The organism is Clostridium sp. LXY-7 (assembly GCF_056172015.1).
Genome location: NZ_JBLLJL010000007.1, coordinates 12,626 through 26,201 on the forward strand (window position 1 = coordinate 12,626; position 13,576 = coordinate 26,201).

Here is a 13,576-nt window from a genome sequence, read left to right on the forward strand (position 1 = left end):
CATGAAAATTTCATGCTACTTTTTTGTTTCTTGTTTTATCATCATATTTACTGTTCTATAAGCTCCATTTTTAAATATAACACACTCTATATTTTCTCCATCTTTATTTCCTATAAGTACTTTATTGATATCGTCTACAGACTTTATAGGATTATGATTTATTTCTACAATGATATCCGTAGGTCTTAATCCTGCATTATAGGCATTGCTTCCTTTTTTAACATCTCGTATATAAAATCCCTCTACTCCGTCACTATCTCTAGGTATAGCCTCTTCTCCATTAATCCCCAGAGTAGCGATTAGATGGTTTTCACCATTCATCATATCATTTAAAATTGATGATAAATCATTTGAAGAAATATAATAAGTGTCTTCCATATTTCCTTTGGAGTAATTTATAGATATATTGCTTACACCAATGAGCTCACCCTTTGAATTACATAGAGCTGCTCCACTATTTATATTATTAGGTGGTTTTGATATTTTAAAAACATTTAATGAAGTAGTTAATCTAGCATCCTTATTTAAAAACAAAGATACTTCATTAATACTAATTACAGTACTTTGTTGTACGTACTCCCTATATTGTCTGCCATCATGATTACCAATAACCACTACTTCATCTTCATTTTTTGTTTGAGAAGAATCTCCTAATTTTAGTGGTATTAAATTCTCAGCATTAATTTTTACCAATGCTAAATCATAGGTTTTTTCTATACCAATAAGCTTTCCTTCATATACTTCATTGTTAAATAATTTAACCTTTATATTACTAGCATCCTGTATTAAATGATAGTTTGTAATTATATATCCTTCTTTTTTTATAATTATACCTACCCCAGAATTGGACTCTGTTATTATATTGTCTTTGTTTTTCACATTTATTATTGAAACCACAGACTGAGTAGCTTGTTTTGTAGAATGATTATTTTTAATGTTTTCATCTTGACTAGATATATTTAAAATACTATTATTACTTGATTGTTCCATGCCATAAATTTTGTAAAAGGTGTCTTCATTGTAGGCTAGGGCAATGGCAGTGACTATCCCTGAAAAAGCAGCTAATGTTACATACGCTACTCCGAATGCTATAGCTTTTCTTCTGCAACTCTTCTTCTTCTTATTAAATCTTATGTTCGATTTAAAAACTCTTTCATCATTGTCTATATCATTAAATCCGTCCATAGCCTCACCCCTTTCAAGCATATCTTTTGTACTAAAACAATAAGCTAAATTACTAATTATATGTTATATAAATCTAACATTATTCCATATTTCTAGCTTTAATATGAAATAATATTATACTTGTGTTCTCTTAGTTAATGCTAAAGTAAATGTAAAGATAACTCCATCATCTTTATTTTTTACCCAAATCTCTTCATCGTGTAAAGTTAAAATCTTCTTAACTATAGATAAACCTAATCCTGTACTAACTTTTTGAGTTCTAGACTTATCTCCTTTATAAAACCTATCCCAAATATGAGTAATATCCTCCTCTGCTATTGTAGGACCCTCATTAAATATTTCTATATATGCCTTCTTGCCTTTTAGTTTACAAGATATGGTTATTGTTCCATTTTCATTTGCATATTTTATAGCATTATCTAATAGGTTAGTTACTACCTGCATTATTTTATCTTCATCTGCTAATACATATAACTCATCTTCTTCGAAGAATACTTCCACACTAAGTTCTTTATCCTTTATTCTAGCTTCATTTCTTAAAATACATATTCTAATGAGCTCATTCATATCTAAAGTTTTCTTCTTTAGCTTATAGTTACCAGAATCAACGGCAGAAAGATCCAATAAATCATTTATAAGTCTAGTAAGCCTTTGTATCTCTTCATAAGCAACATTTAAATAATAACTCTGTTTTTCTACTGGTATAACTCCATCTAATATACCTCCGATAAACCCCTTTATAGAAGTGATTGGTGATCTTAACTCATGAGATACGTTAGATATGAATTCCTTTCTATTTTGTTCCACCTTTTGAAGAGAGTCAGCCATCACATTAAAGGCTTCTGCAAATTCTTCTATTTCATCATCAGATTTAATTGTGACCCTTTTATCCACATCACCAGCAGCAATTTTTCTAGCTACTGAGCTCATTTGAGATAGCGGATTAATAATAAGTTTTTGAGAAAAATAGTATATTACTATACAGGATGAAACTACTGCTAAAACTGCAGATATCCATATAATCTGATATACATTTGACAAAGACCTATCTACATTGGTCATAGAGATATTAATGAGAATTGCCCCTTCATCTTTACCTGATCTATTATTTATTCTTTCAACCATTATATAACTATTTTCTTCAAAGTTTATCCCGTCCTTATCAGCCTCTCCAAACTTTTTAAATTTTTTATCTTCATCATAATTTTCTATTATAACTTGCTTCCCAATTAATGGCTTATACTTTACAGAAGATACTGCATAGACATACCCATTTCTATCTGTAAGTATAATATCATCACTAATGTAAGTTGATATAAGCTTAATAAAAGCATCTAATTCTTCATAAGAAATTTCACTTTCTAAATAATCATTTGCCAAATTTTCAATGAAAGCTAATTGAGTGGATAACTGTTCTTTTCTATTCTTTATAATATAGTCCTGAAACCAAAAGGATAAAAATGCAGCTAATATAGTAAAACTAACAGTAATTATTATGGTATAGGCTATTACCATTTTAGAAAATAAACTGTTTTTTACCATTATTTCACCTCAAATTTATACCCTACACCCCATACAGTCTCAAGTTGCCAATTTTCCCCACCTGAAACTTTTTCTCTTAATCTTTTAACATGAACGTCAACTGTTCTTGAGTCTCCTGGATAATCATATCCCCAAACCTCGCATAATAACTGCTCTCTAGTAAATACTTTGTTTCTATTGCTCGCAAGATAGTATAATAACTCAAATTCTTTTGGTGGCATCTTAATTTCTTTACCATTATATGTTACATTATAAGAGTTAACATCGATTACTAGGTTATCAAAGCATAGTGCTTCTTTATTATCTACTTCTGATGTGTATCTTCTAAGTACAGCTTTAACCCTTGCCATAAGTTCCTTTGGCTCAAAAGGCTTAACTATGTAATCATCTGCACCTAACTCTAGTCCTAATACCTTATCAAAAGTCTCTCCCTTTGCAGTTATCATTATTACAGGAGTTTCATGATTTTTTCTTATCCATTTAAGCACATCTATACCGTCAATATAAGGTAACATTACGTCTAATAGCACTAAGTCAGGTTTATAATTTGTAAAAATCTCTTGCGCCTCCTTGCCATCATTAGCAACTTTAACATTATATCCTGAACTCTCTAAATACATTTTTATAACTTCACATATGTTTTTATCATCATCAACAACTAATATTTTTCCTAAAAATCCTTCCATTAAAAAAACCTCCTATGATTCTTCTATAAATTTTTCAAAATATCGAATTAACTTATTTATATTTGTATTATATAATATTATCCAAAATACAAAGAGATTTCTCACTAAAATTAATATATTTAACAAAATATTTATAAATAAATATTTTATCCTCAGCATTTCTATTTTTTTATAAAAAGAGAGCATAAACTTGGTTTATACTCTCCATATATTTTGTCTCATATCTCAAATTAATCAAATAGCTTACTAACTGAAACCTCTTCATATATTCTCTTTATTGCCTCTGCAAATATTGGTGCTATAGATAAAATTTTAATCTTATCTATATGTTTTTCCTTTGATAGATGTATTGTATCTAACATTACTAGTTCTTTTATAACAGAGTTCTCAAGTCTTTCAATAGCCGGACCTGATAACACAGCATGTGAACAACAAGCATAAACCTCTGTAGCTCCCCTTTCCACAAGAGCACTTGCGCCATTGCATATAGTTCCTGCTGTATCAATCATATCATCTATTAAAATAACTCTCTTACCTTTTACATCTCCTATAATATTCATTACTTCAGCTACATTTGCTTTTGGTCTTCTCTTATCAATAATAGCTATAGGTGCATTTAACCTATCTGCAAACTTTCTAGCCCTTGAAACACTTCCAAGATCTGGTGATACAACCACTACATCTTCACAATCCTTAAATCCCTTTTCAACAAAGTAATCACTTAATATCGGTGCTCCCATTAAATTATCTACAGGAATATTAAAATATCCTTGGATTTGAGCTGCATGTAAATCCATAGTTAAAACTCTATCCGCTCCTGCAGCCGTAATTAAATCTGCCACTAGCTTTGCTGTAATTGGATCTCTTGCCTTAGCCTTCCTATCTTGTCTTGCATACCCATAGTATGGTATAACCGCAGTTATTCTACCTGCCGACGCTCTTTTAAAAGCATCGATCATTATTAATAATTCCATTAAATTATAGTTTACTGGTGCACTTGTTGGCTGAACAACAAATATATCTAACCCTCTCACAGTTTCTCCGATATTTACTGAGATTTCTCCATCACTAAAAGTTCCTACTTGAGACTCTCCTATTTTTAAACCTAATCTTTCTGCAATATCATCAGCAAGTTCGGGGTAAGAACTTCCTGTAAAAATCTTAATATTTCTTCCGTGGCTTATCATCTATGTAATCCTCCTATATTTTATTTATTTTTAAATTTATCGTATACCCAGTTTTCTTTGTTCTCTTGTTTAACTCTTCCAATAGCTAGTGCTCCCTTTGGTACTGTATTAGTAACCGTTGTTCCTGCTGCAATATAAGAATTGTCTTCAACCTCCACTGGAGATACTAAATTCGTATTACATCCTATAAATACATTGTTTCCTATCTTAGACTTATTTTTAATTTTTCCATCATAATTAACTACAACTGTTCCACAGCCAAAGTTACACTTATCGCCCACCTCAGCATCTCCTATATAAGTTAAGTGAGATACCTTAGTTCCATTTCCTATGGTAGATTTCTTGATTTCTACAAAATCTCCAATTCTAGCATCTTTTCCTATGATAGTTTCAGGACGAAGATATGCAAAAGGTCCTACTGTTGTATTCTCTCCGACTTGGCTATCTAAAACAACAGAGCTCTCTAATGTAACATTATCTTTTATAACACTATTATTAATTCTATTGTTAGAATATAGCATACATCCTTCCCCTATAATGGTATTTCCTTCTATTACATTTCCAGGATATATAGTTGTATCTGCGCCTATTTTCACATCACATTGAATGTAAGTGCTATTAGAATCAACTATTAGAACTCCATTATCCATATGATCTTTATTTATTCTATTTCTCATAATCTGTTCCGCAATTGATAGTTCATACTTGGAATTAACCGCAGTAACTTCCTCTATTGTGGCTGATATGGCACCTACTTTTTCTCCTTGTGATTTAAGAATCTCTATAACATCAGTTAAATAATATTCACCTTGATTATTGTTATTATCTAGTTTCCCTAGTGTATTTAAAAGCATTTCTATATCAAAGCAATACATTCCTGAATTTATCTCTTTAACTTTTAATTCATCTTTATTACAATCCTTGAACTCAACAATTTTTTCTACTTCTTCACATTTATTTCTAATTATTCTTCCATACTTTAGAGGCTCTTCCATAACTGTAGTTAATATGGTAGCGCCATAATTTCCTTCTTCATGATAACTCATAAGCTTTTTAACAGTGTCTTCAGTAATAAGTGGACCATCTCCAACAAATATAGCTACAGACCCATTTTTTTTATTCAAGAACTCTTCCGCACACATCACAGCATGGCCAGTTCCTAATTGTTCTTCTTGAACTGAATAGGATATATTTCTATTTTCTGTGCCCTTTCTAACTTTTTCGGCACCCTTTCCTATAACTACGTTTATATCTTCTATTCCACTTTTTCTTATGTTATCTATAACATGGTTAATCATTTCTTTTCCACACACCTTATGTAATACCTTTGGTGTGCTAGACTTCATTCTCTTACCTTCTCCTGCTGCTAAAATGATAGCACATTTATACAACTTCAACACCTCTTTATCAAATTATATATATTTTTAGTATATTAATAATTATATATTATCAGACACTTATTTATTATATTTTATTAAATATGTTTTTTCAACAAGAGGTGCTAGTTCCGAATTTTCACGCAAAACAAAAAGGAGTACTATGTCTCCTTTTTATTACTCTGTTATTTCTTCATTAGAAGTTTCTTCATTCTTTACTTTTTCATATTCCCCTAAAATCGCTTGTTGTATTTTTTCTCTTGTTTCAGTGTTGATAGGGTGCGCTATATCCTTAAACTCCCCATCTGGAGTTCTTCTACTTGGCATAGCTATAAAATGACCATTTTGACCCTCAATAACTTTAATATCATGAACAACAAATTCATTGTCTAAAGTTATTGACACTATAGCCTTCATTTTTCCTTCTGTTGCAATCTTTCTTATTCTAACATCAGTAATTTGCATGAAATTCCACCTCCAAGATGTGCTTTGATATAATATTCTCTGTCAACCACTAAATTCCTTCTAATTTTGAGAAAAATTTAATTTTTCTGACTAAATTTATAATTTTTTTTTACTGCCTCAGTAAAAGTAATTCTAGTATGTCCTAAAAGCTATTTATTTATATTTGAGTACTGTAATTTTTAGATGGACATACTTTTGCTGAGCCACTTTCATCTATTCCTGAAAAATCTACTAAAGCTACATAATTTTTAATTAACTTCTCTCTCATTTCAACATTGTCTATTAAAAATCCACAACCTAGTATTTCGCTTTCAAACTCATTTAAAAGCTCTATTACTCCCTTAGCTGTTCCTCCACCTCGCATAAAATCATCTACGAATATACATTTACTATTCCTTTTCATAGATCTAGTAGAAAGTGCCATAGCTCTTAATTTGTCACTAGAACCTGAAACATAATTAATACTCACAGTAGTTCCTTCAGTAAATTTACTATCATGTCTAACAGTAACCAATTCAACTCCTAATTGCTTAGCTACTTCATAACCTAGTGGTATTCCCTTTGTTTCTATAGTAACTACATAATCTACATCAAGTTTGGCAAATTCTTTCGCTAGCATTGCTGCAGCTCTTTGTATTATACTCGGATTGTAAGCGATATCAGTAATATATAAAAAATTACCTGGAACAACTCGAGATTTCTGTCTAAGGGTTTCACAAAGTTGTTGTAGAAAAATATCTCTATCCTCTTGTGACATATCATTTATAAATTTAATTCCACCAGCAGCTCCTGATACAGTTTCAACTTTCCCCATAGATAATTGTTCTAATATTTCCCTTACTATTACTATATCTTCACTTATGGTTGATTTAGCTGCATTAAACATCTCTGTAAATATATTTAAGTTAATAACTTTATTTGGATTTTCAGTAAGCACTTTAGTAATTCCTATAACTCTTTGATTCCTACTAAATTTATCACTATTTTTTCCCATAATTACTTACTACTACCTTTCCGAATTATAAAATGTTTTTTATTAGTATTGTTCACTCTTTATTCTATCCTTTTTTTGATTTTATTACAATTGATTTTATGTATTTTCTACTTTAAATAGAAATTGTTCATTAAATAGGCTTTGTTTTAAATAGTTGTTGATTTTAGAACTATATTAAAACAAAGCCATTAAATAAAATAAAAGTAGTGTATATTTAGTACAACACTACTTTTTAACATTATCTATATTAACTGTATATTGACATTCTATTGCTCAATGGATTGTGTTTAGTAAATTCATTAGCCTCTTCCATATTTCTGGCTTTAAATAATATTTTTCCACCTTTTTTATTTAGGACTCCACCACATAACATGTATTTAGATCCTTGTGCTTTTGTATTCTCTAAAAAGTTTATACCCTCTAGGCCTTTGCCATCTTCCTTATACTTTAATTCTATAAACAATTCTCCATTTCCCATTCTTTTACCCCCATATGCCTTATATCAACAATCACATTATATCGAACGTTTGTTCTGTTGTCAATATTTTTTCTCTTTTCTTAATATATATGCTTTTATCACTTCATCATGACGCCTTGATATGAATATTCTGTTAACTTATAATAAATGTAGTATTTATACTTTACTTACTCGAGGGGGATATATATATGCTTATTGAAAATTATGAACCTATGAATAAGGATAATTGGATAGGAAGGATTGATAGCCATACTAACTTTGATTCATTTAGGTGGCACCAATGGATTTCTCCTATTGATTTAACTGATCCTAAATTGACACCTTTTACAGGGTTAAATTTTGCATTCATAGGGTTTTGTTGTGATGAAGGAATTAGAAATAATAAAGGAAGAGAAGGTGCAATGAATGGTCCACTATTTATAAGAAGAGAGCTTTCTAAACTTCCGTGTACCTTTAATCCAAATGTTAAATTGTTTGATGCTGGTGATATAGTGGTTGAAAATATAGAATTATCCAAAGCTCAAAACACACTTAGTATGTGTATTGATAAATTGTTATCCTTAAACCTGTTTCCTATAGTACTAGGTGGTGGACATGAAACCGCTTTAGGAAACTATAATGGAGTGTCCAGATTTCTAGAAAAGATGTCTTCTTCACCTAAAATTGGAATAATAAATTTTGATGCTCATTTTGATCTTAGACCTTATACTGAAAAGGGTAGTTCTGGGACTATGTTTAGACAAATTGCTAATGATTGCAAAGATAAAAATCTTGATTTCTCTTATTTTTGCATAGGAATCCAGCAGCATAGTAATACTATCGAATTATTCAAAACGGCCAATAATTTAGGTGTTAATTATGTTTTGGCTAAAGATATGATGTACAGTGATGGATGGAATCTATTAAAAAACTTAAATAATTTTATAAAAAAACAGGATTATATATATGTTACTATATGTTCTGATGTATTTTCTGCAGCCTTCGCTCCAGGAGTTAGTGCTCCTCAAACCTTCGGGCTAGATCCTGAAATGGTGTTAAAGCTACTAAAGCATATTTTAAATTCTAATAAAGTGATTTCTTTTGATATATGTGAAATTTCTCCTCGCTTTGATAAAGATAATATCACTTCAAACTTAGCTGCTGTTATAATATTTTCATTAGTAAATACAGTATGCTCCCTTACAGGTTTAGGATATGCACCTTAAATTTTTATACTTTGAGCTATTTCCATAAACACATATTTTAGGGTCTTTGCCTCCAAAATATGTGTTTATGCAATATTAAATTATCATAATTTAATATTTGTCTACGTAAAGGAGCATCTATATATTAACTTAGCTGCCAATCTAAGTACTCGCCCTCCTCATTATCATATATACTTATGATGCTATATCCTTCTTCTCCAAGATATTTTTTATTCTCACTCTCTCCAACATTAGCCTGCCAAATGAAATAATCTCTCAATAATATTGTTAACATTTTAACACTCCTTTTTATATTTTTTCCACTAAAGGCATTACTTTAGTGGATTAAACTGTTATTTTATACTTATTTTTAATACATTATATGGTTTATTTATATCTTTGATTATACTTTATCATAATTTTCAGAAAATTCCTACATGAGTTTTTGATAAATTTTAAACATTTCATCTTTTTTTACAGTTTTTTTTATATGTTAATTTATATTTAAATTTATCCAATTATTGAAGTACATTTATTTCATTTATATTTTCATATTTCAATGTGTTTTCCTTTATATCAAGACCTTTATTATTCTTAAAATTCAATTTAATATGTTTTTTATTCTTTTTTTTGTATATAATTTAGATGTGAATTACTGTTATAATTAATTGCTGTATATAAACCTTAGAATTTTAAAATTGTTGAATACACCTTACTCTAGGTTTATTAATATAATATTAAATATAAATTAATTAGGAGTTGTTATATATGAGTTTTGATTTTTTAAAAGACACCAATCAGAAAGTGCATTTTATCGGAATTGGTGGAATTAGTATGAGTGGACTTGCCGAAATACTATTAAATAATAACTATAAGGTTTCAGGCTCTGATTCCAAAACCTCTAACATAGTTGAAAAATTAAAGAACAAAGGGGCAGAAATTTATATAGGTCATAATGCAGATAATCTTGTAAATGTAGATCTAGTGGTATACACAGCTGCTATATCTAGTAATAATCCTGAACTTACCTCCGCTGTAGAACACAATATTCCCGTAATGGATAGAGCTGAGTTCTTAGGAAAAATAATGTTAGGACATAAATATAATGTAGCAGTAGCAGGAACTCATGGTAAAACTACTACAACATCTATGTTTTCGCATATCGCTATTGAATCCAAAGTTAATCCCACTATACTTGTAGGTGGTGAGCTAGATATAATAGATGGCAATGTATTGGCTAATAACAGTGAATATTTTATTACTGAAGCCTGTGAATATAAAGGTTCCTTCTTAAAGTTCCATCCTTATATAGGAATGATATTAAACATAGATGAAGATCATTTAGACTACTATAGGGACTTAGACCACATAAAAAATACCTTCAAACAATTTGTAGGATTAATTCCTAAAGAAGGCTATGTAGTTGCAAATGCCGATGATGAAGATGTATTAGATGTTATTAAAGACTGTACATGTAATATATTAACCTATGGAATAAATAATGGAGAGTATAGAGCAAGAAGTATAGAGTTTAACACTACTGGTTGTGGTACTTATGACTTATATAAAGGTGAGGAAATGCTATTCTCTGTTGAACTTAATGTTCCTGGAGAACATAATGTTCTAAACTCTTTATCTGCTATATGTACTTCATTGGCTTTAGACCTTCCTGTAGAAGCTATTAAAAATGGTCTATTTAATTTTAGAGGTACTCATAGACGTTTCGAACTTAAAGGATGTACGGATGGAGTTACTGTTATAGATGATTATGCTCATCATCCAGTTGAAATTCAAGCTACCCTTAAAGCTACAAAAAACTATCCTCATAAAAAACTTTATGTAGTATTTCAACCACATACTTACACTAGAACTATAACTCTATTCAAAGACTTCACTGAAGCCTTTGATGGTGTAGATGAACTAATATTAGCAGATATTTATGCTGCTCGTGAAACAGATACAGGAGTAGTAAACTCTCAAATGCTCTCTGATGCTATATGTGAAAGAGGTATATCCTCTATAAATCTTCATAGTTTCGAAGAAATTGTAAAATATCTCAAAAATCAAACTGAAGATGGAGATATAATAATGACTATTGGGGCCGGAGACATAAATAAAGTTGGAGAAAGTTTCCTAAAGAGATAATGAATAATTTTTTTGCAGTGAATTATTAATCTTGCCTACAACAATCTATTAAATAAAATTTAATAGCAAACTTCACTTGCTATTAGATTAACTTTACTCCTCAAGAGTTTGTTTATAACTCACTGCCAACATAACAAACTCTTCTCTATGTAAATATATTTAAAAATTTAATTGATATATAAAATTATTTTGGGGGATTTATGATATGAAAAAAACAGTATATATAGTCAATGCTTTCACTTATAACAATAATGGAGGAAATGGCGCTGGAGTGGCTTTAAACTGTGAAAATTTAACTACTGATGACATGCAATCTATAGCTAAAAATGTTGGACTTTCTGAAACTGCCTTTGTCTCAAAATCAAACTGTCCTGATTATGATTATGAGGTAAGATTCTTTACTCCTACTACAGAAGTAGATTTGTGTGGACATGCTACTATAGCTAGTTTTTATACTCTAGCTAAGAAAGGCTTAATCAAAATCATTAATAATATAGTGAAAATTAAGCAAAAAACCTTAGCGGGAATTTTAGATGTAGAATTGCATTTTAAAAATGGTGAAATAAACTATGTGCTTATGACTCAGACTTCACCTGAATTCTATTCCTACATAAATGACCTTTCTGCACTTTGCGAAATTTTAGGTATTAACGAAGCCGATTGTGGTATTAATGGTATAGCTATAAAACCTATGATAGTTTCTACGGGTCTAAAAGACATAATGTTTCCAGTGAAATCTTTAGACGTGTTAAAAAATATTAAACCTGATTTTTCAAAAATGAAAGAGTACACAGATAGACTAAATTTAGTTGGATTACATGCCTTCACTTTAGAAACAGAAGAAGAAAGCTCCTCTGTTTCTACGCGGAATTTTGGTCCAAGTGTAGGTATTGATGAGGAAAGTGCTACAGGAACTTCTAATGGAGCTCTTTGTGGATATCTAATTAAACATAATATCTTACCTTTTGATAAAATATTAAATATATATAGTGAACAAGGTTATTATATGGGAAACCCTAGCAGAATTATATGTAGTGGTGAGCCTATTAATGATGATATAATTATAAAAGTTGGTGGTGAAGGCGCCATTATGGAAGAAAGAATTATTGAATTCTAGAGATAAAGGACTGTCTAAAATAGGCAGTCCTTCATTGTTTATTTCTATCTAAAAGCTATAACTATTCATGTACTTATAAAGCCCATTTATTTATAGTATTTCATAAATACATCATCAAACTGCCTTCTATGTATATTGAGTACTCGTTTCAAATCCATTTTTTTAGCTGCTTCTCTAAAGCAAGGAACATGCTTTACATCAAGGTCTACTATGGTATTTAATACAAAGAAATGCATTTCCTTGTTCTGTTCTAAGGACAACTTACAAAACTCTTTTTTCATTGAGTAAAAAAACTTCTCAATTCTTTCATTTACGACTTCTTTTATATCCTTTAACTGTTCTATTGTTACTGTAGATTTCTTTACATGATCAAAATTATCACACTTAAGCATTTTTCTATGGAAATTATAACCCTTTTTAAACCTCTCTACAGACTTAGTTACAATATCATCTGAATTTTCCCCTCTGTATTCCTTAAATTTATCTATATTATTTATATATAGCATAAGTAAGTGCTTAAGCCCCTCTTCATGTATGTAATATATTTCCTCAACGGTCAGTTCTACTTTAGCATTCTTGGCAGCTAAAAGCTCTGTTTCTAATATGTTCTCAATTTTTTCTTTTAATAATTCTAATTCTTCTTTTGAAATTTCCCCCACAATCATCCCATCCTTTATCAGTAATTAATTATTAAGCATTTCACCGCAAATTTAATTATATCTTATAAACCTACTCCATAGCTCTTCTACTTCTTTATTTTCTAGAAAAGCTGATAATATCCTATACTCTTTATATCCTTCTTGAATTCTAATACCTTTTTTATCAAATTTAGCCTTATCTATATTTCTAAAATATATAATTTTAGGTTTTAATGACATGTTACTATTTAGTTCAAAACTATCTTTATATATTTTCACGTAGAAGATGTCATTTATAATTCTTACTTTCTTAATTATTATAATTGTAGTTATAATACCTATAACAGACAATACAAATAGAAATTTACCATAAAACATATTTCCCTGTACAAACAGCCCGATAGTAGTAACTATAAGCGATAGAGTTAAAAGTACACTAACTGATAATTGTTTTGATATATATTTTCTTGATGTGTTGCTAAATTTATATTGCTTCATTTTTTTATCTCCTTTTATCAATAGTGAATTTATATTATATAGATTCTAACAATGAAACTAGATAATGCAAATAGGCTTTTC

The 13,576-nt window shown here is 29.7% G+C and carries 14 protein-coding genes; 3 read left to right on the top strand and 11 right to left on the bottom strand.

What is annotated here, in order from left to right; translation table 11 throughout:
- Window positions 1-15 precede the first annotated feature (15 nt).
- The 8 genes from ACI48Q_RS18905 to ACI48Q_RS18940 all read right to left on the bottom strand — a co-directional run bounded on the left by ACI48Q_RS18905 (window position 16) and on the right by ACI48Q_RS18940 (window position 7,913).
- Window positions 16-1,185, bottom strand: a complete 1,170-nt coding sequence (locus ACI48Q_RS18905) for a S1C family serine protease (protein ID WP_474920680.1) — start codon at window positions 1,183-1,185, stop codon at window positions 16-18.
- Window positions 1,186-1,299: 114 nt separating this feature from the next.
- On the bottom strand, window positions 1,300-2,727 hold the full coding sequence (locus tag ACI48Q_RS18910; protein ID WP_474920681.1) for an ATP-binding protein: 1,428 nt from the start codon (window positions 2,725-2,727) through the stop codon (window positions 1,300-1,302).
- The gene (locus ACI48Q_RS18915) at window positions 2,727-3,413 is read right to left on the bottom strand and encodes a response regulator transcription factor (RefSeq protein ID WP_474920682.1); all 687 of its coding nucleotides are present in this window, start codon (window positions 3,411-3,413) and stop codon (window positions 2,727-2,729) included. The genes ACI48Q_RS18910 and ACI48Q_RS18915 overlap by 1 nt, the downstream gene beginning before the upstream one ends.
- A gap of 230 nt (window positions 3,414-3,643) precedes the next feature.
- The gene (locus ACI48Q_RS18920; protein WP_474920683.1) at window positions 3,644-4,600 is read right to left on the bottom strand and encodes a ribose-phosphate diphosphokinase; all 957 of its coding nucleotides are present in this window, start codon (window positions 4,598-4,600) and stop codon (window positions 3,644-3,646) included.
- 20 nt (window positions 4,601-4,620) lie between these two features.
- Window positions 4,621-5,991 carry a bifunctional UDP-N-acetylglucosamine diphosphorylase/glucosamine-1-phosphate N-acetyltransferase GlmU gene (gene glmU, locus ACI48Q_RS18925; RefSeq protein WP_474920684.1) on the bottom strand — a complete coding sequence of 457 codons (1,371 nt, stop codon included), beginning with the start codon at window positions 5,989-5,991 and terminating at the stop codon, window positions 4,621-4,623.
- A gap of 162 nt (window positions 5,992-6,153) precedes the next feature.
- A complete protein-coding gene (spoVG, locus tag ACI48Q_RS18930) occupies window positions 6,154-6,441 on the bottom strand; it encodes a septation regulator SpoVG (protein WP_474920685.1) in 288 nt (95 codons plus the stop codon).
- Between the two features lie 157 nt (window positions 6,442-6,598).
- On the bottom strand, window positions 6,599-7,435 hold the full coding sequence (gene purR / locus ACI48Q_RS18935) for a pur operon repressor (protein WP_474920686.1): 837 nt from the start codon (window positions 7,433-7,435) through the stop codon (window positions 6,599-6,601).
- Between the two features lie 247 nt (window positions 7,436-7,682).
- Window positions 7,683-7,913 (bottom strand): hypothetical protein, encoded by a 231-nt coding sequence (locus tag ACI48Q_RS18940; protein ID WP_474920687.1) that lies wholly within the window; start codon window positions 7,911-7,913, stop codon window positions 7,683-7,685.
- Between the two features lie 188 nt (window positions 7,914-8,101).
- On the opposite strand from ACI48Q_RS18940, the gene hutG reads away from it, so the two are divergent.
- Window positions 8,102-9,118, top strand: coding sequence for a formimidoylglutamase (gene hutG, locus ACI48Q_RS18945; RefSeq protein ID WP_474920688.1), 1,017 nt, complete (start codon window positions 8,102-8,104; stop codon window positions 9,116-9,118).
- 124 nt (window positions 9,119-9,242) lie between these two features.
- Here the strand turns inward: hutG and ACI48Q_RS18950 are convergent, their stop codons facing one another.
- On the bottom strand, window positions 9,243-9,392 hold the full coding sequence (locus tag ACI48Q_RS18950) for a hypothetical protein (protein ID WP_474920689.1): 150 nt from the start codon (window positions 9,390-9,392) through the stop codon (window positions 9,243-9,245).
- Window positions 9,393-9,865: 473 nt separating this feature from the next.
- Between ACI48Q_RS18950 and murC the strand changes: the two genes are divergently transcribed.
- Window positions 9,866-11,242 (top strand): UDP-N-acetylmuramate--L-alanine ligase, encoded by a 1,377-nt coding sequence (murC, locus tag ACI48Q_RS18955; RefSeq protein ID WP_474920690.1) that lies wholly within the window; start codon window positions 9,866-9,868, stop codon window positions 11,240-11,242.
- A gap of 205 nt (window positions 11,243-11,447) precedes the next feature.
- Window positions 11,448-12,359 carry a PhzF family phenazine biosynthesis protein gene (locus ACI48Q_RS18960; RefSeq protein ID WP_474920691.1) on the top strand — a complete coding sequence of 304 codons (912 nt, stop codon included), beginning with the start codon at window positions 11,448-11,450 and terminating at the stop codon, window positions 12,357-12,359.
- Between the two features lie 86 nt (window positions 12,360-12,445).
- Here the strand turns inward: ACI48Q_RS18960 and ACI48Q_RS18965 are convergent, their stop codons facing one another.
- Window positions 12,446-13,018 carry a hypothetical protein gene (locus ACI48Q_RS18965; RefSeq protein ID WP_474920692.1) on the bottom strand — a complete coding sequence of 191 codons (573 nt, stop codon included), beginning with the start codon at window positions 13,016-13,018 and terminating at the stop codon, window positions 12,446-12,448.
- A 51-nt stretch (window positions 13,019-13,069) separates the two neighbouring features.
- Window positions 13,070-13,495 carry a hypothetical protein gene (locus tag ACI48Q_RS18970; RefSeq protein WP_474920693.1) on the bottom strand — a complete coding sequence of 142 codons (426 nt, stop codon included), beginning with the start codon at window positions 13,493-13,495 and terminating at the stop codon, window positions 13,070-13,072.
- Window positions 13,496-13,576: the final 81 nt, after the last annotated feature.

Excerpts from the sequence above, each read along its gene's own strand:
- ACI48Q_RS18905 (WP_474920680.1), bottom strand. The coding sequence starts at position 1,185 with ATGGACGGATTTAATGATATAGACAATGATGAAAGAGTTTTTAAATCG.
- ACI48Q_RS18910 (WP_474920681.1), bottom strand. The coding sequence starts at position 2,727 with ATGGTAAAAAACAGTTTATTTTCTAAAATGGTAATAGCCTATACCATA.
- ACI48Q_RS18915 (WP_474920682.1), bottom strand. The coding sequence starts at position 3,413 with ATGGAAGGATTTTTAGGAAAAATATTAGTTGTTGATGATGATAAAAAC.
- ACI48Q_RS18920 (WP_474920683.1), bottom strand. The coding sequence starts at position 4,600 with ATGATAAGCCACGGAAGAAATATTAAGATTTTTACAGGAAGTTCTTAC.
- spoVG (WP_474920685.1), bottom strand. The coding sequence starts at position 6,441 with ATGCAAATTACTGATGTTAGAATAAGAAAGATTGCAACAGAAGGAAAA.
- purR (WP_474920686.1), bottom strand. The coding sequence starts at position 7,435 with ATGGGAAAAAATAGTGATAAATTTAGTAGGAATCAAAGAGTTATAGGA.
- ACI48Q_RS18940 (WP_474920687.1), bottom strand. The coding sequence starts at position 7,913 with ATGGGAAATGGAGAATTGTTTATAGAATTAAAGTATAAGGAAGATGGC.
- hutG (WP_474920688.1), top strand. The coding sequence starts at position 8,102 with ATGCTTATTGAAAATTATGAACCTATGAATAAGGATAATTGGATAGGA.
- ACI48Q_RS18950 (WP_474920689.1), bottom strand. The coding sequence starts at position 9,392 with ATGTTAACAATATTATTGAGAGATTATTTCATTTGGCAGGCTAATGTT.
- murC (WP_474920690.1), top strand. The coding sequence starts at position 9,866 with ATGAGTTTTGATTTTTTAAAAGACACCAATCAGAAAGTGCATTTTATC.
- ACI48Q_RS18960 (WP_474920691.1), top strand. The coding sequence starts at position 11,448 with ATGAAAAAAACAGTATATATAGTCAATGCTTTCACTTATAACAATAAT.
- ACI48Q_RS18970 (WP_474920693.1), bottom strand. The coding sequence starts at position 13,495 with ATGAAGCAATATAAATTTAGCAACACATCAAGAAAATATATATCAAAA.